Origin of the sequence: Rhizobium sp. CF080, from assembly GCF_000282095.2 — a bacterium.
GTDB lineage: Bacteria > Pseudomonadota > Alphaproteobacteria > Rhizobiales > Rhizobiaceae > Neorhizobium.
Genome location: NZ_AKKC02000008.1, coordinates 566,038 through 581,750, shown reverse-complemented (window position 1 = coordinate 581,750; position 15,713 = coordinate 566,038). Strand labels below are relative to the sequence as shown.

At 62.5% G+C, this 15,713-nt stretch carries 15 protein-coding genes; 2 read left to right on the top strand and 13 right to left on the bottom strand.

The features are described 5' to 3' along the window. Positions 1 to 6 precede the first annotated feature (6 nt). Together PMI07_RS19810 and PMI07_RS19805 are read left to right on the top strand one after the other, a co-directional pair. On the top strand, positions 7 to 1,443 hold the full coding sequence (locus PMI07_RS19810) for an NAD-dependent succinate-semialdehyde dehydrogenase (protein ID WP_007750767.1): 1,437 nt from the start codon (positions 7 to 9) through the stop codon (positions 1,441 to 1,443). Positions 1,444 to 1,581: 138 nt separating this feature from the next. After that, positions 1,582 to 2,679, top strand: a complete 1,098-nt coding sequence (locus PMI07_RS19805; protein ID WP_155956589.1) for a DNA alkylation repair protein — start codon at positions 1,582 to 1,584, stop codon at positions 2,677 to 2,679. Here PMI07_RS19805 and PMI07_RS19800 read toward each other — a convergent pair. From PMI07_RS19800 to PMI07_RS19740, 13 genes are all read right to left on the bottom strand, one after another. Further along, positions 2,676 to 3,695, bottom strand: coding sequence for a sulfate/molybdate ABC transporter ATP-binding protein (locus PMI07_RS19800; RefSeq protein ID WP_007750771.1), 1,020 nt, complete (start codon positions 3,693 to 3,695; stop codon positions 2,676 to 2,678). The two genes, PMI07_RS19805 and PMI07_RS19800, sit on opposite strands and share 4 nt — an antisense overlap. Next, positions 3,692 to 4,591 carry a sulfate ABC transporter permease subunit CysW gene (gene cysW, locus PMI07_RS19795; RefSeq protein ID WP_007750778.1) on the bottom strand — a complete coding sequence of 300 codons (900 nt, stop codon included), beginning with the start codon at positions 4,589 to 4,591 and terminating at the stop codon, positions 3,692 to 3,694. Before cysW ends, PMI07_RS19800 begins: the two co-directional genes overlap by 4 nt. 2 nt (positions 4,592 to 4,593) lie before the next feature. Continuing rightward, positions 4,594 to 5,415 (bottom strand): sulfate ABC transporter permease subunit CysT, encoded by an 822-nt coding sequence (gene cysT / locus PMI07_RS19790; protein WP_007750779.1) that lies wholly within the window; start codon positions 5,413 to 5,415, stop codon positions 4,594 to 4,596. A gap of 81 nt (positions 5,416 to 5,496) precedes the next feature. Then, the gene (cysP, locus tag PMI07_RS19785; protein ID WP_007750786.1) at positions 5,497 to 6,495 is read right to left on the bottom strand and encodes a thiosulfate ABC transporter substrate-binding protein CysP; all 999 of its coding nucleotides are present in this window, start codon (positions 6,493 to 6,495) and stop codon (positions 5,497 to 5,499) included. 207 nt (positions 6,496 to 6,702) lie between these two features. Then, positions 6,703 to 6,906, bottom strand: a complete 204-nt coding sequence (locus PMI07_RS19780; RefSeq protein ID WP_007750788.1) for a DUF1059 domain-containing protein — start codon at positions 6,904 to 6,906, stop codon at positions 6,703 to 6,705. Positions 6,907 to 7,030: 124 nt separating this feature from the next. Continuing rightward, positions 7,031 to 7,924 carry a 3-hydroxyisobutyrate dehydrogenase gene (gene mmsB, locus PMI07_RS19775; protein ID WP_007750790.1) on the bottom strand — a complete coding sequence of 298 codons (894 nt, stop codon included), beginning with the start codon at positions 7,922 to 7,924 and terminating at the stop codon, positions 7,031 to 7,033. A 23-nt stretch (positions 7,925 to 7,947) separates the two neighbouring features. Further along, positions 7,948 to 9,027: an enoyl-CoA hydratase/isomerase family protein gene (locus tag PMI07_RS19770; RefSeq protein WP_007750793.1), complete on the bottom strand. Its 1,080-nt coding sequence runs from the start codon at positions 9,025 to 9,027 to the stop codon at positions 7,948 to 7,950. 24 nt (positions 9,028 to 9,051) lie between these two features. Then, positions 9,052 to 10,647 (bottom strand): GMC family oxidoreductase, encoded by a 1,596-nt coding sequence (locus PMI07_RS19765; protein ID WP_007750795.1) that lies wholly within the window; start codon positions 10,645 to 10,647, stop codon positions 9,052 to 9,054. Positions 10,648 to 10,716: 69 nt separating this feature from the next. Beyond that, entirely contained in the window at positions 10,717 to 11,715 is a 999-nt protein-coding gene (locus PMI07_RS19760) for a branched-chain amino acid ABC transporter permease (protein WP_007750797.1), read from the bottom strand. Position 11,716: 1 nt separating this feature from the next. Further along, the gene (locus PMI07_RS19755) at positions 11,717 to 12,604 is read right to left on the bottom strand and encodes a branched-chain amino acid ABC transporter permease (protein WP_024163958.1); all 888 of its coding nucleotides are present in this window, start codon (positions 12,602 to 12,604) and stop codon (positions 11,717 to 11,719) included. 268 nt (positions 12,605 to 12,872) lie between these two features. Further along, positions 12,873 to 13,574 carry an ABC transporter ATP-binding protein gene (locus PMI07_RS19750; RefSeq protein WP_007766515.1) on the bottom strand — a complete coding sequence of 234 codons (702 nt, stop codon included), beginning with the start codon at positions 13,572 to 13,574 and terminating at the stop codon, positions 12,873 to 12,875. Continuing rightward, the gene (locus PMI07_RS19745; RefSeq protein ID WP_007766518.1) at positions 13,574 to 14,356 is read right to left on the bottom strand and encodes an ABC transporter ATP-binding protein; all 783 of its coding nucleotides are present in this window, start codon (positions 14,354 to 14,356) and stop codon (positions 13,574 to 13,576) included. Before PMI07_RS19745 ends, PMI07_RS19750 begins: the two co-directional genes overlap by 1 nt. Beyond that, positions 14,356 to 15,558, bottom strand: coding sequence for an ABC transporter substrate-binding protein (locus tag PMI07_RS19740; RefSeq protein ID WP_007766520.1), 1,203 nt, complete (start codon positions 15,556 to 15,558; stop codon positions 14,356 to 14,358). Before PMI07_RS19740 ends, PMI07_RS19745 begins: the two co-directional genes overlap by 1 nt. Positions 15,559 to 15,713: the final 155 nt, after the last annotated feature.

Sequence of the window (15,713 nt, the reverse complement as noted above, 5' to 3'; positions counted from 1 at the left end):
ACACCCATGCATAGCTATCCCGACGTCAAGCTTTTCATCAACGGCGAATGGCGCGATGCCATCGGCGGCGAAACCATCGATGTTTCCGACCCCGCGACGGAAGAAGTGATCGGGAAAATAGCCCATGCCCGCAAGGTGGACCTGGACCTGGCGCTGGAAGCCGCCGAAAAGGGTTTCAGGATCTGGCGCGATACCTCGCCCTTCGACCGCTCGAAGCTGATGCGCAAGGCTGCCGACCTGCTGCGCCAGCGCGTCGACCAGATCGCCTATTACATGACCCGCGAACAGGGCAAGCCGCTCGCCCAGTCGAAGATGGAAGTCATGGGCGCCGCCGATACGATCGACTGGTTCGCCGAGGAAGCCCGCCGCACCTATGGCCAGGTCATCCCAGCCCGCTTCACCGGCGTTTCGCAACTCGCGATCAAAGTGCCGGTCGGCCCGGTCGCCGCCTTCACGCCCTGGAATTTCCCGCTCAACCAGGTGGTCCGCAAGCTCTCCGCAGCCCTTGCGACCGGTTGCTCGATCATCGTCAAGGCGCCTGAGGAAACTCCGGCATCGCCGGCCGAACTGATCCGCGCCTTCATCGATGCCGGTGTGCCTGTAGGCGTCGTCAACCTTGTCTACGGCATCCCGGCCGAGATTTCCGAATACCTGATCCCGCATCCGGTTATCCGCAAGATCTCGTTCACCGGCTCCACCCCGATCGGCAAGCATCTGGCGGCGCTGGCCGGCAAGCACATGAAGCGGGCCACGATGGAACTCGGCGGCCATGCGCCGGTGATGATCTTCGACGATGCCGATCTCGAAAAGGCGATCGAGGTCACCGCCATGTCGAAATTCCGCAATGCCGGCCAGGTCTGCGTCGCGCCGACCCGCTTCCTCGTGCAGGACGGCATCGCGGACAGGTTCACCGCCGGCTTCGTCAAGGCGGCCCAGGCGATCAAGGTCGGCAACGGCCTGGAAGAGGGCGTCGGCATGGGACCGCTCGCCAACGAGCGCCGCATCCCGGCCATGGAAGCGCTTATCCAGGACGCCGTCACCCATGGCGGCGAACTGAAGACCGGCGGCCACCGCATCGGCAACAAGGGCCATTTCTTCGAGCCGACTGTTCTTTCCGAGGTCCCGACTTCGGCCAATATCATGAACGAAGAGCCCTTCGGTCCGGTGGCGATCATCAACCGCTTCTCGCATTACGACGATGCGATCGCCGAGGCCAACCGCCTGCCCTTCGGCCTCGCCTCCTACGCCTTCACCGGCTCGGTACGGACCGCCCATGCGCTGAGCCGCCAGGTGGAAGCCGGTATGCTGACCATCAACCACAACGGTCTCGCCCTGCCGGAAGTGCCGTTCGGCGGCATCAAGGATTCTGGCTACGGCACGGAAGGTGGCTCGGAAGCCACCGAAGCCTATCTCGAAACCCGTTTCGTCAGCCAGATGAGCTGATCTGACGGCTTTCGAACCGAGTTCTCAACGCCGGTCGGTGCTGACGCATCGGCCGGCGTTTTCTTTTGCCCCTTGCCGGTTTCATGCGAGTCGAATACCAAAACAAACAGTGAACATTCGGATAAGCCCATGGCCGAGATTGAGACCGAAGCAGCACCGCTCCTCAAGGAAATCTTCAACCGCGACCGCCTCGAGCATTTCGCCCGCGAGACGGTTGCCGTGCATCCGGATTTCGACGGCGCACGTTTCCTGACGCTCGCCTCCATTGGCCTCGACGATCTCAGCATCATGCAGCGGCTGCGGCAGATTGCGGTCGTCTATCACGACGTTCTGCCCGGCGGTTTTGCGACCAATCTCGAAATCCTCCGAGCCTTAGCGCCGCGCATCAACCACGGTTTCGCTTCCATGGTGCTCTCGGAGTATGTGGCGCTCTATGGCCAAGACCACTTCGACCTCTCCATGGATGCGTTGGCCTTCTTCACCCGCTTCGGCTCGTCCGAATTCGCCGTCCGGCATTTCCTCTTAAAGGACCTCGCCCGGACGCTGAAAGTGATGGAGCGCTGGTCGCGGGACGACAACGAGCATGTGCGCCGGCTGTCGAGCGAAGGTTGCCGGCCGCGCCTGCCCTGGTCCTTCCAGCTGAAAGACCTGATCTCCGATCCCTCGCCCGTTGCGCCGATCCTCGAAAACCTGAGAAGCGATGCGAGCCTTTATGTGCGCAAATCCGTCGCCAATCACCTGAACGACATCACCAAGGATCATCCGGCCTGGGTGTTCGACAAGATCGCCGACTGGCCGAAGGACGATCCGCGCACGTCCTGGATCATGAAACAGGCGCTGCGCACGCTGATCAAGAAGGGCGACGCCCGGGCACTCCATTTCTTCGGCGCGGGCCACAAGGCGGAGGTGACGGTCGACAGTTTTTCCGTGACGCCGTCGTCGTTGAAACTCGGGGGCGCGGTGAAGATAGCCGTCAGGCTCATATCGACCGCGTCGGCATCGCAAAAACTCGTCATCGACTACGCGGTCCACTACGTGAAGAAGGCCGGCGGCACGTCCAAGAAGGTCTTCAAGTGGAAGGAGGTCACGCTTGGTCGCGGTGAGACTTGCGACCTCGCCATCAGCCGCGCCATCCGCGATTTCACCACCCGAGTCCACTACGCCGGACGGCATTCGGTGGAACTGATCGTCAATGGCGAGGTGTTGGCGGATTGCGCGTTTGAGCTGACGACCTAGAGCGCGAACACCTTCGCCCTGCGCAACGTCACGAAACCGCCGTCGCCGGCCTTCAGTCCACGTTCCGGCTCGACGTCAAATTCCAGCTGTTCTCCGGTTTCGGCAGTCGCCAGCACCCGCCGGCCGTCCGGGCGGTCGAGGACGCGGGTGATGCTGGCCGGGATGCCCGGCCCCTGTGCAGACCAGTCGAGATCGGCCGGACGCGCGTAAAGTTCGGCCTTGCCGTCCGCCATGCCGAAGACGTCGATCGCCGCGCCGCTCGCATAGGCCCTGCCGTCGCGCACTTCGGCGGCGAGCACATTGGCATCGCCCAGGAATTTCATCACGAAGGCGGATTGCGGGTTGCGGCAGACGTCCTCCGCGGTGCCCTGCTGGATGATGTGGCCGTCTTTGAGGATGACGACGCGATCCGCGAGATCGAGCGCCTCCTCTTGGTCGTGGGTGACGAAGATGGTGGTGATGCCGAGCTCGCGGTGGATCTCGCGCAGCCAGCGGCGCAGGTCGTGCCTCACATTGGCATCGAGCGCGCCAAAGGGCTCGTCGAGCAGCAGAACCTTCGGATCGACCGACAGGGCACGGGCCAAGGCGACACGCTGCCGCTGGCCGCCGGAAATCTGCGCCGGAAACCGGTCACCGAGGCCTTCGAGGCGCACAAGCCGCAGCAGGTCGGTAACCCGCACCTCGATCGCGGCCTTCTCGCGCTTCACTCTGGAAACCTTCATGCCAAAGGCGATGTTTTCGGCAACCGTCATATGCGGGAAGAGCGCGTAGTGCTGGAAAACGAACCCGACGCCGCGGTCGCGCACCGGGATGTCCGTCGCGTCCTGATCGCCGAAATAGATATGGCCGCCGTCGGCATATTCGAGACCGGCAACCATGCGCAGGATGGTCGTCTTGCCGGAACCCGACGGGCCGAGCAGCGCGACGAGCTCGCCGCTTTCGATCTCCAATGAGACGTCACGCACGGCGCGAAAGGTCTCGAAGGTTTTGACGACGTTTTCGAGGCGGATTTTCATGAAGTTTTCTCCGCGGGATTGGCAACGAGAGCGGGCCGAGTGGCGGAACTGCGAACGCGGCCGGCCCCCTGGCGCTCCAGCGCCACCTTGGCGATGATGGTGAAGACGGCGATGAGCGCCAGGATGGAGGAGGCGGCAAAGGCGCCGGCCGCCTGGTAGTCGTGATAGAGCAGCTCGATATGCAGCGGCAGCGTATTGGTCTGGCCGCGGATATTGCCCGAAACGATTGAGACCGCACCGAACTCGCCCATGACGCGGGCATTGCAGAGCACAACGCCGTAGAGCAGCGCCCATTTGATGTTCGGCAGCGTCACCGAGAAGAAGGTGCGCCAGCCGGATGCGCCGAGCGAGGTTGCCGCCTCTTCGAGATCGCGGCCCTGCGCCTGCATCAGCGGGATCAGCTCGCGGGCGACGAAGGGTGCGGTCACGAACATCGAGGCGAGGATGATGCCGGGGATCGCGAACAGGATCTTGATACCGTACTCGTCCAGTGTGGGACCGAATATGCCCTGCAGGCCATAGACGAACAGATAGGCGACACCGGCGACGATCGGCGAAACCGAGAACGGAATCTCGATCACGACCAGCAGAAGACGTCTGCCCCGGAAATCGAACTTGGTGATCGACCACGCGGCCGCCACCCCGAAGGCGGTATTGACCGGCACGGCGACGAGCGCCGCAAACACCGTGAGCCCGATCGCATGCAGCGTATCGGGGTGAATGATCGTATCGCGATAGACGGCCCATCCCTTGGAAAAGGCCTCGACGCCGATGATCAGCAGCGGCGCGAGGATAAGGATGGCGCCGATCACCAGCACGATGCCGATCAGCAGGCGGCGGAAGAGCGGCCCGTCGCCGACGCGCGGCGGTTTGCGGCGTTTGGGTGTGGCACTCATGGTCAGTTCCTCACCGTATAACGAAGCGCCCGCGACTGCATCCAGTTGGTGAGCGCCAGCATGACGAAGGCGGTGACCAGCAGCACCGAGGCCACCGCCGCGGCCGCCTGGTAGTCGTATTCCTCCAGCCGGATGAAGACGAGAAGTGCGGTGATCTCCGTCGACATCGGCTGGTTCCCGGCAATGAAGATGATCGCGCCGAATTCACCGAGCGAGCGGGCAAAGGAGAGCGACACGCCGGCCAGAAGCGCCGGGGTCAGGAGCGGCAGGATGACCTTGCGGAAGATTGTCCAGTCCGAACCGCCGAGCGATTGCGCCGCCTCTTCCAAAGCCGGATCGAGATCCTCCAGCACCGGCTGCACGGTGCGCACGATGAAGGGCAGCGATGTGAAGCACATGGCGATCATGATGCCGAGCGGCGTATAGGCGACCTTGATGCCGAGATCGGCGAGGATGGAGCCGAACCAGCCGTTGGTGGTAAACAGCGCGGTCAGCGAAATGCCGGCGACCGCCGTCGGCAGCGCGAAGGGCAGATCGACCATCGCATCGACGATGCGCCAGCCGGGGAAACGGTAGCGCGTCAGCACCCAGGCGAGCGCGAGGCCGAAGAACAGGTTGAAGATCGTGGCACCCAGCGCGCACAGAACGGTGACGCGATAGCTCGCCAGCGCTCGGGTGGAGGAGACGATCCGCCAGTAATCCTCCGGTCCGAGGCTCGCCGCCTTGAAGACGAGTGCCGCGAGCGGCAGGACGACAATCAGCCCGGCGTAAAGCAGCGTCACGCCCAGCGACAGGCGTAATCCGGGCAGGACATTGCGTCTCAAGCGATCGTTTCCTCTTTGCACGGCAAAGCCCGGCGAACCCTCGTTCGCCGGGCAAAGATGAATTGAAACTCCAGTGAGCGCTTAACGGCTGCCGTAGAGCTTGTCGAGAGTACCGCCCGAAGCGAAGTGATCCTTCTGGATCTTGTCCCAGCCGCCGAAGACGTCGTCGACATTGACGAGACGGATCGCCGGGAACTGATCCTTGAACTCAGCCGCGACCTTCTCGTTGTTGACGCGATGGCCGAACTGAGCGGCGATGCGCTGGCCTTCCTCCGTATAGAGGAAGTCGAGATAAGCCTTGGAAAGTGCTTCGGTGCCGTGCTTCTTGGCAACCTTGTCGACCACCGCGACCGGGAATTCGGCGAGCAGGCTGACCGACGGGATGACGCTCTCGACCTTGGAAGCCCCATACTGCTTGGCGATGCCGCGGGTTTCAGCCTCGAAGGTGATCAGCACGTCGCCGGTTTCGCGCTCGACGAAGGTTGTGGTGGAGGCGCGGCCGCCGGTATCGAAGACGGGAACGTTGTCGAAGATCTTGGTGATATAGGCTTCGATCTTCTCCGCGTCGCCCTTATAGGCTTCCTTGGCCCAGGCGTAAGCCGCGAGATAGGTGTAGCGCGCATTGCCCGAAGTCTTCGGGTTCGGGAAGACGGCATGCACGTCGGCGCGGGCGAGATCGCCCCAGTCCTTGATGTTCTTCGGATTGCCGGCGCGCACCAGGAAGGACGGGAAGGAATAGAAAGGCGAGGCGTTGTTGGGATACGCCTTGGTCCAGTCCTTGGCGACGAAGCCGTTCTTGGCGAGGAAATCGATGTCCGTCGACTGATTGAAGGTCACGACGTCGGCTTCGAGGCCTTCGAGGATCGAGCGGGCCTGCTTGGAGGTACCGGCATGCGACTGGTCGATGGTGACGCCCGGATGGCTCTTGATGAAGGCCTCGTTCTCGGCGACGAACAGTTCGCGTGACACGTCGTAGGACGCGTTGAGCAGTTTCGTCGGGGATTGCGCCAGCGCGGGGGTGACGAAAAGCGCGGCCAGGGGAGCAATAAGGGCGGCGCCGAGGATCAGGAGGCGGTTCATGCAAGTCTCCGGTGTTCGATGGTGACGGTGAAACTACCGGTACCTCCATCAAACCGCGAGGAACCTCGCACCCTGCTTTGTGAGCGCCTTAGAAATTTTGTCCATTTTTCGCCATGTTGGCGGAGCTTTTCGCTCAAGCACTAGAAGCGCTCCCTCCACCAAAGGAGGAAGCGCCATCGAAGCTACGCCAGCTCGATCACGGATACCTCAGGCGACACTACGCGACGGTTCCATCTCGTGGATGGCCTTGGTGATTTCCGAACGGAACTCCGGCGTATCCTGATGACCGTGTACGGTAATGGCGTGCTGAACCGCCGCGTTGACGAGTTCGTCCATGCTGTCGGCCGAGATGGCTACGGTGCATTTCATCTCGCTCGGAAACTCGCGGCAATCGATAAATTTGCGTCCCATGCTGACCTCCATCCCAAGTCCTGACATTGATCTGCCAGGAAGACACGGATTTTACTCTCTTTGCCCGGAGGAAACATACCCCAAAGGGTTTACCCACGCGGCTTCCAAGACACTGGCGACCCACTCAACCGTTCCTGCCTGCCTTCTCTCGCAGCATGTGGATAATGGCGGAAAAATCGTCCGCGCCGTGCCCGGCCTTTTCGAACTCGGCATAAAGTTCGGCCGCGTGTGCGCCGAGCGGCGTCGCCGCACCGGACTGTCTTGCCGCCTCCTGCGACAGCGTCAAGTCCTTCAGCATTAGCGCCGCGGCAAAACCCGGCTTGTAGTCGTAGTTTGCGGGCGAAGTCGGCACCGGGCCCGGCACCGGACAATAGGTGGTGAGCGACCAGCACTGGCCGGACGAGGTGGAGGCGACGTCGAACAGCGCCTGATGCGAAAGGCCGAGCTTTTCCGCCAGGCCAAATGCCTCGCAGACGCCGATCATCGAAATGCCCAATATCATGTTGTTGCAGATCTTTGCCGCCTGGCCGGCGCCCGCGCCGCCGCAATGGACGATCTTCTTGCCCATCGCCTCGAGGATCGGCAACCCAAGTGCAAACGCCTCTTGCGAACCGCCGACCATGAAAGTGAGCGTGCCGGCCGCAGCGCCGCCGGTGCCGCCGGAGACCGGCGCGTCGAGCGAGATGCAGTTCATGACATCCGCCAGTTCATGCGCCTTGCGGGCGCTTTCCACATCGACGGTGGAGCAGTCGATGATCAGAGTACCCTCGGGGATGAGCGTGGCGAGGTCGGTCCAGACCGCGATCACGTGCTGACCCTTCGGGAGCATGGTGATGACGCAATCCGAATCCGAAACGGCTTCGGCAAGAGCCACAGTCCCCTTGACGCCCGTCTCGATCGCCGCCTTCACCGACGCTTCCGAGAGGTCGAAGCCACGCACTTCATGGCCGGCCTTTACCAGATTGGCGGCCATCGGCCCGCCCATATTGCCCAGCCCCACGAAAGCGATCTTGGTCATGTCTTCCTCCCGTCCTTCTTGTCTTAAAGTCTGTGATCCGGAAACAGCACCGGATGGCGCGCGGCAAAATAGCGGTCGAGATCGGCCTGGCCGACATCCTCCAGCCTTGCCGGAGACCATTTCGGATTGCGGTCCTTGTCGATGATCGCGGCGCGCACGCCCTCGTAGAAATCGTGGTTGCGCAGGATTTCTGCGCCCGCGGTGAATTCCCGCTCCAGGCACTCGACCAGGCTCGAACTTTCGCGGCCGCGACGAAGCAGCCGCAGCGCCAGCTTGAGGCTGGTCGGCGAGCGCTTGGCGATGGTCCCGCGCGCCGCGATGGAGAAGGCATCATCCTCCCTGTCGAGAGCTTTCACAATCTCCTCGATCGAATCGAAGCAAAAAGTCCGGTCGATCAGTTCGCGATGGATTTCCAGCCGGCTTTCGCCGGGCGTGACGGCAAAACGGTCGATCACCGCCCTCACCTGCTCGTCGGATGCGCCGCCCTTCAGCTCGCCCAGCGCCTCGACAAGTGCTGTGAGCCGTTCCGAGGGCACGTTGACATCGGCGAGACCAGCATAGATGGCGTCCGCCGCGCCGATCACCTCGCCCGTCAGCCCCATCCAGGTGCCGGTTTCGCCCGGCGCGCGGGGCAGCAGCCAGGTGGCGCCGACATCCGGCACGTAGCCGATGCCGGTCTCGGGCATGGCGAGCCGGGTGCGCTCCGTGACGATCCGATGCGCGCCATGCGAGGCGACACCGACGCCGCCGCCCATGACGATGCCGTCCATCAACGCCACATAAGGCTTGGCGTAATGCGAGATCGCGTAGTTCAGCGGGAATTCCTCCCGCCAGAACCGCGTGACCTCGGGATCCGCCGACCTGCCGCTCTCGTAGATGACGCGGATATCGCCGCCGGCGCAGAGGCCGCGTTCCCCCTCGCCAACCAGTATGACACAGGAAATCTCCGGGTCGTCGGCAAACCGCTCCAGCGCCGCCTTCATCGCACGCACCATGGAAAGGCTGAGGCTGTTCAGCGCCTTCGGCCGGTTGAGCCAGATGACGGCCGCCGAGCCGATGCGGTCGATGAGGACCTCGTTATTCTGCATAGGGGTATCGGGCATGCGTGTCTCCGCTTCGGCGCCAGTTCAGCGATTATCCGCCAGGATCATCTCGGCCGCTTTTTCGGCGATCATGATCGTCGGCGAATTGGTGTTGCCGGAGGTTATATTAGGCATGATCGAGGCATCAGCGATACGCAGCCTTCCGACTGCGCGCATTTTCAGGCGCGGATCGACGACGCTGTCCGGGTCGGATCCCATGCGGGCGGTGCCGACCGGATGGAAGATCGTCGTGCCGATATCGCCCGCCGCCTTTTCGAGATCCGCGTCGGTTTCGTAGGACGGGCCAGGCCTGTATTCTTCCGGGTGGTAGCGGGCGAAGGCCGGCCTCTTGACGATCTCGCGGGTGATCCGGATCGACTTGACGGCGACATCTCGGTCGGCGGCGGTCGACAGGTAATTCGGGTGAATGCCCGGCGCTGCGGCGAAATCCGGGCTCTTCAGATGCACCGAACCGCGGCTTTCGGGACGCAGGTTGCAGACGCTGGCGGTCATCGCCGGGAAGGAATGGACCGGCTCGCCGAACTTGTCGAGCGACACGGGCTGGACGTGATATTCGAGGTCCGGCGTCTCCTTGTCCGGCCCGGACTTGGTGAAGATGCCGAGCTGGCTCGGCGCCATCGACATCGGACCGGACCGCTTGAGCGCATATTCGAGCCCGATCGAGGCCTTGCCGATCAGGCTGGAGGCCTTTTCGTTGAGCGTCGGAACCCCGGTCACCTTGTAGACGAGGCGGAGCTGCAGGTGGTCCTGCAGGTTTTCGCCCACACCCTTGACCTCCTTGACCACGTCGACGCCGGCATTGGCAAGCACGTCGCCACGGCCGATGCCGGAGAGTTCGAGGATATGCGGCGTGCCGATCGCACCGGCGCTGAGCACGGTTTCGCGTTTCGCAAAAGCCTTCTTCGCCACGCCGTCGTGCTGGAACTCGACCCCCTTCACCTCGCCGTTCTCGATGATCAGGCGGCGCGCATGCGCTTTGGTAAGTACGGTCAGGTTCGGCCGTTTCATCGCCGGGCGCAGGAAGGCCTTCGACGTGTTCCAGCGGATGCCGGAGCGCTGGTTGACGTCGAAATAGCTGGAACCCTCGTTGCTGCCGCGATTGAAATCGTCGACGATCGGGATCCCCGCCTCTTCGGCTGCCTTCTGGAAGCTGTCGAGCACCGCCCATCGGAGGCGCTGCTTTTCGATGCGCCATTCGCCGCCGGTGCCGTGCATGTCGTCGGCACCCTTGTAGAAATCCTGGCTTTTCTTGAAGATCGGCAGCACGTCGTCCCAGCCCCAGCCGGTGCAGCCCATCTGCCGCCACATGTCATAATCGTAGGCCTGGCCGCGCATGTAGATCATGCCGTTGATCGACGAGCAGCCGCCGAGAATCTTTCCGCGCGGATAGGAGAGCGAGCGGCCGTTCAGGCCTTCTTCCTTCTCGGTCGTGAAACACCAGTCGGTGCGCGGATTGTTGATGCAGTAAAGGTAACCGACGGGAATATGCACCCAATGATAATTGTCGTTGCCGCCCGCTTCGAGGATCAGCACCCGGTTGCCGGGATCCTTCGAGAGCCGATTGGCCAAGACACAGCCGGCGCTACCCGCGCCGATGACAATATAGTCGTAATTTTCCATGCTCATGCTCCATGGAAAAGCGCCCCGCGAACCATGTCCGCAAGCCGCCTCCCCCGCCCTCCCTCAATCCTAGCGTCTATGCTCGAAGCCGAGCTTTCGGCCGAGGCGGGATGCGTAGAATTCTCCGATGATGCCGCGCCGGAAGACGAGGACGCAGACCATGAAGACGACGCCGGTGATGATGGTGACCGGGAAATCCGAGGTCGCCAGGTAGTTCTGCAGCGTGACCACCAGGCCGGCCCCGAAGATCGGCCCGATCAGCGTGCCGATACCGCCGAGCAGCGTCATCAGGATCACCTCGCCCGACATCTGCCAGGCGACATCCGTGAGCGTCGCGAACTGGAAGACCAGCGCCTTCAGTCCGCCGGCAAGACCAGCCAGGGCCGCCGACATGACGAAGGCGCCGAGCTTGTAGCGGGCGACGGAATAGCCGAGCGAGATGGCGCGCGGCTCGTTCTCGCGGATCGACCTGAGGATCATGCCGAAGGGCGAATTGATGAACCGCCAGATGATCACCATGCCGATCAGGAACACCGCCAGCACGAAATAGTACATGTTGGTCGAGCTCAAGAGATCGATGAAGCCGAACAGATGGCCGCGCGGCACCGACTGGATGCCGTCCTCGCCTTGCGTGAACTTCGCCTGCAGGCAGAAGAAGAAGAACATCTGCGACAGAGCGAGCGTGATCATCGCGAAATAGATGCCCTGCCGGCGGATCGCGAAGAAGCCCATGACAAGGCCAAGAAACGCCGCACCGACGACGCCGGTCAGGATGCCGAGTTCCGGCGTAAATCCCCATTCCTTCACCACATGCGCGGTGAAATAGGCAGCCCCGCCGAAGAAGGTCGCATGGCCGAAGGAGAGCAGCCCGGTATAACCGAGCAGCAGGTTGAAGGCGCAGGCAAACAGCGCGAAGCAGAGGAGCTTCATCAGGAAGATCGGGTAGAAGAACATCGGCGCTATGATCAGGGCCGCAAGCCCGATGATCAGGAAGATCGCATAGGTCCTGGCGGCGGTGGCCGACCGTTCGATACGCGGCTTGGCAGCTGTCTGGGTCATTTCGCTCATCTCACGCATCCCGTCCGAAGAGGCCGGCAGGCCGAAGCAGAAGCACGATCGCCATGATCACGAAGATCACGATATTGGATGCTTCCGGATAGAACACCTTGGTGAGGCCTTCTGCAATGCCGAGCATGTAACCGGTGAGGATCGCCCCCATGATCGAGCCCATGCCGCCGACGACGACCACCGCGAAGACGACGATAATGATGTTCGACCCCATCAGCGGCGAGACCTGGTAGATCGGCGCGGCAAGCACGCCGGCAAAGGCGGCAAGTGCGGCCCCAAGCCCGTAGGTCAGCGTCAGCAGCACCGGCACGTTGACGCCGAACGCCTGGACCAGAACCGGGTTTTCCGTCGCCGCCCGCAGATAGGCGCCGAGCTTGGTCTTTTCGATCAACAGCCAGGTGCCGATGCAGGCGACCAGCGAGACGATCACCACCCAGCCGCGATAGATCGGCAGGAACATGAAGCCGAGATTGGTGCCGCCGGCAAGCTGCGTCGGCACCGCATAGGGCTGGCCGGAAGAGCCATAAAGATAACGGAACGTGCCTTCGATGGTCAGCGCCAGGCCGAAGGTGAAGAGCAGGCCGTAGAGCGGATCGAGATTGTAGAGCCGCGACAGCATGGTGCGTTCGATGAAGGCTCCGAACAGGCCGACGACGATCGGCCCGAGGAGCAGCGCGAACCAGTAATTGATGCCGAAATATTGCAGCATCAGCATCGCCGCAAACGCGCCGAGCATGTATTGCGCGCCATGGGCGAAGTTGATGACGCGCAGCAGGCCGAAGATGACCGCAAGGCCGAGGCTGAGCAGCGCGTAGAAGGACCCGTTGATAAGGCCGATCAAAAGCTGCCCGAGAAAAGCCTGAAGCGGTATGCCGAAGATCATCGTCATGGGGCGAGGCTCCTGGACGGGTCGGTCAAGTGCGGAATGAGGGTGCGGCAAACGCCCGATCTCCCCCCTTGAGGGGGAGATGTCACCGGAGGTGACAGAGGGGGGTGGCGCCGCACACTCAATTGTCGAAGAGTATGCCGCAGCACCCCCCTCTGCCCTGCCGGGCATCTCCCCCTCAAGGGGGGAGATTGGTATGCCGCACCCGCTCCACCTACATCCAACAGACCTGATTTACGGACAGAAGCGTAATTTCCAATCTTCATCGGACCTACACCCCCAAGACTTTGTGCAGCATGTCCATGCGATCAGGTAGCTCGCCGACCGGGAAATCCGCCACCATCCGCCCGTGATCCATCAAGTAGAAGCGGTCCGCGACCCGGCTGGCGAACCGAAAATTCTGCTCCACCAGAAGCACCGTCATGCCGCGCTCCTTCAGCGTCTTCAGCACTTCGCCGATGCGCTGCACGATGACCGGCGCAAGCCCCTCGGTCGGTTCGTCGAGGATCAGCAGCTTGACGCCGGTGCGCAGGATGCGGGCGATCGCCAGCATCTGCTGCTCGCCGCCGGAGAGTTTGGTGCCGGGGCTGGAACGCCGTTCCTGAAGGTTCGGGAAGAGTTCGTAGATCTCGTCGAGCGACATGCCGCCTTCGGCCACCACCGGCGGCAGCATCAGGTTTTCCTCGACCGTCAGCGTCGAAAAGATGCCGCGCTCTTCCGGCACGAAACCGATGCCGTTATGCGCTGTCTTGTGCAGCGGCACGTTGGCCATGTCCTTGCCCGCAAAGCGGATCTCGCCCTTGCGCTCGCGGATGATGCCGACGATGGTCCTCAGCGTCGTCGTCTTGCCGACGCCGTTGCGGCCGAGGATGGTGATCGTCTCGCCTTCCCCGACCGTCATGTCGACGCCGTGCAGGACGTGGCTTTCGCCATACCAGGCATTGAGGTTGGAAACCTGCAAGAGCGGTGCCATCAAGCCTCCTCCGTGCCCATATAGGCGGTGCGGACGCGCGGGTCCTGGCTGACGGTGGCGTAGTCGCCTTCGGCGAGGATCTCGCCGCGCTGCAGAACCGTCACGTGGTGGCAGATGTCGGCGACGACGGAGAGATTGTGCTCCACCATCAGCACCGCGCGGGTCTTGGCCACCTCGCGGATGATGTTGGAAACGGTGCCGATATCCTCCTGCCCCATGCCGGCCATCGGCTCGTCGAGCAGCAGCACCTTCGGATCGAGCGCCAGCGTCGTGGCGATCTCCAGCACGCGCTTGCGGCCATAGGAAAGGTCGGCGGCGAGCGCATTGCGTTCGCGCTTCAGGCCGACCGACTCGATCAGCTCGTCGGCGCGGGCATTCAGCCGGTCGAGCGAGGAGACCGGCAGCCAGAACTGCGTCGAAAGCCCGTTCGGCCGTTGCAGCGCGACACGCACATTGTCGAGCACTGTCAGATGCGGGAAGACCGCCGAAATCTGGAACGAACGGACGAGCCCCATCCGCGCGATCCTGTCCGGCTGCGTCTTGGTGATGTCCGTGCCCAGAAGCGTGATCGAGCCCGCAGTCGGCTGCAGGAATTTTGTCAGCAGGTTGAAGACGGTCGTCTTGCCGGCCCCGTTCGGGCCGATCAGTGCATGGACGCGCGCATGCCGGACGTCGAGATCGACTTGTCTCACCGCCATGAAGGCGCCGAAGCTCTTCGAAAGGCCGCGGGCGGACAATACCACCCGCGGCTCTTCCTGTCTTGCTGTCGCGGCGACCGCCATTACTTCACCAGATCGCAGCCGCTCTTGGCGGGATCCATGTAGGCGTCCTTGCCTGGAATGGTGGCGAGTACGGTGAAATAATCCCAGGGCTCCTTGCTTTCGCCCGGCTTCTTGACCTGCAGCAGGTACATGTCGTGGATCATCCGGCCGTTCTTGGCGACCGTGCCGCCACGGGCGAAGAAATCGTCGACCGGCATTTCGTGCAGTGCCTTGGAAACGGCATCCGTATCGTCGGTGCCGGCCTTCTGGATCGCCTTCAGATACTGCGTGACCGCCGAATAGGTGCCACTATGGACCATGTTCGGCATCTTCTTGGTGCGGGCGAAGAACTTTTTCGCAAACTCCCGGCTCTTGTCGTCGAGGTTCCAGTAGTACCCCTCGGTCAGGGTCAGACCCTGCGCCGCCTGCAGACCAAGGCCGTGCACTTCGGCAAGCGTGAAGAGCAGTGCCGCGAGGCGCTGACCACCGGCGGTGATGCCGAATTCCGCCGCCTGCTTGATGGCGTTTGCCGTATCGAGGCCGGCATTGGCAAGACCGATGACCTTTGCGCCGGAGGACTGGGCCTGCAGCAGGAAGGACGAGAAGTCCGTGGTGGCGAGCGGATGGCGGACCGCGCCGACGATCTTGCCGCCGGAGGATTTCACGAAGTCGCCGGTCTGCTGCTCGAGCGAATAACCGAAGGCATAGTCAGCGGTGAGGAAGAACCAGCTGTCGCCGCCCTGCTTGACGAGCGCGCCGCCGGTACCGACCGCGAGCGCATGGGTGTCATAGGCCCAGTGGAAACCGTAGGGGCTGCAGGCCTTGCCGGTCAAATCGGTGGTCGCCGCACCCGTGACGATATCGATCTTCTTCTTTTCCTTGCCGATCGCCTGCACTGCAAGCGCCACCGACGAGGTCGTCAGTTCCATGATCGCATCGACCTGCTGGGTATCGTACCACTGGCGGGCGATGTTGGAGGCGATATCCGGCTTGTTCTGGTGGTCGGCATCGACGATCTCGATCGGCTGCCCCAGAACCTTGCCGCCGAAATCCTCGACCGCCATCTTGGCCGCCTCGACCGACGACTTGCCGCCGAAATCGGCGTAGACGCCCGACTGGTCGTTCAGGATACCGATTTTCACCTTGTTATCGGATGCACTCTGCGCGAATGCCGCGCTGCTTGCGAGAAGGACGGCCAGTGATGTCAGAATTGTCTTGTGCATGATTTCTCCTCCCAGAGAATGTGCCCAGAAAATTTGAAAGGTCTGTTCAAAATTGGTGAGCCGTTCTCCTCAAAGCGGCTGTTCCAGATTGCATGGTTCAGGAAAACCGCCGTTGACGCAAGCAGGCTGCTGTAATTAATTGCAAACAGCATCTG

What these genes read in the sequence shown, in the direction of transcription:
- PMI07_RS19810 (WP_007750767.1), top strand. Translation starts at nt 7, where the DNA reads ATGCATAGCTATCCCGACGTCAAGCTTTTCATCAACGGCGAATGGCGC.
- PMI07_RS19800 (WP_007750771.1), bottom strand. Translation starts at nt 3,695, where the DNA reads ATGAAAATCCGCCTCGAAAACGTCGTCAAAACCTTCGAGACCTTTCGC.
- cysW (WP_007750778.1), bottom strand. Translation starts at nt 4,591, where the DNA reads ATGAGTGCCACACCCAAACGCCGCAAACCGCCGCGCGTCGGCGACGGG.
- cysP (WP_007750786.1), bottom strand. Translation starts at nt 6,495, where the DNA reads ATGAACCGCCTCCTGATCCTCGGCGCCGCCCTTATTGCTCCCCTGGCC.
- PMI07_RS19780 (WP_007750788.1), bottom strand. Translation starts at nt 6,906, where the DNA reads ATGGGACGCAAATTTATCGATTGCCGCGAGTTTCCGAGCGAGATGAAA.
- mmsB (WP_007750790.1), bottom strand. Translation starts at nt 7,924, where the DNA reads ATGACCAAGATCGCTTTCGTGGGGCTGGGCAATATGGGCGGGCCGATG.
- PMI07_RS19770 (WP_007750793.1), bottom strand. Translation starts at nt 9,027, where the DNA reads ATGCCCGATACCCCTATGCAGAATAACGAGGTCCTCATCGACCGCATC.
- PMI07_RS19765 (WP_007750795.1), bottom strand. Translation starts at nt 10,647, where the DNA reads ATGGAAAATTACGACTATATTGTCATCGGCGCGGGTAGCGCCGGCTGT.
- PMI07_RS19760 (WP_007750797.1), bottom strand. Translation starts at nt 11,715, where the DNA reads ATGAGCGAAATGACCCAGACAGCTGCCAAGCCGCGTATCGAACGGTCG.
- PMI07_RS19755 (WP_024163958.1), bottom strand. Translation starts at nt 12,604, where the DNA reads ATGACGATGATCTTCGGCATACCGCTTCAGGCTTTTCTCGGGCAGCTT.
- PMI07_RS19750 (WP_007766515.1), bottom strand. Translation starts at nt 13,574, where the DNA reads ATGGCACCGCTCTTGCAGGTTTCCAACCTCAATGCCTGGTATGGCGAA.
- PMI07_RS19745 (WP_007766518.1), bottom strand. Translation starts at nt 14,356, where the DNA reads ATGGCGGTCGCCGCGACAGCAAGACAGGAAGAGCCGCGGGTGGTATTG.
- PMI07_RS19740 (WP_007766520.1), bottom strand. Translation starts at nt 15,558, where the DNA reads ATGCACAAGACAATTCTGACATCACTGGCCGTCCTTCTCGCAAGCAGC.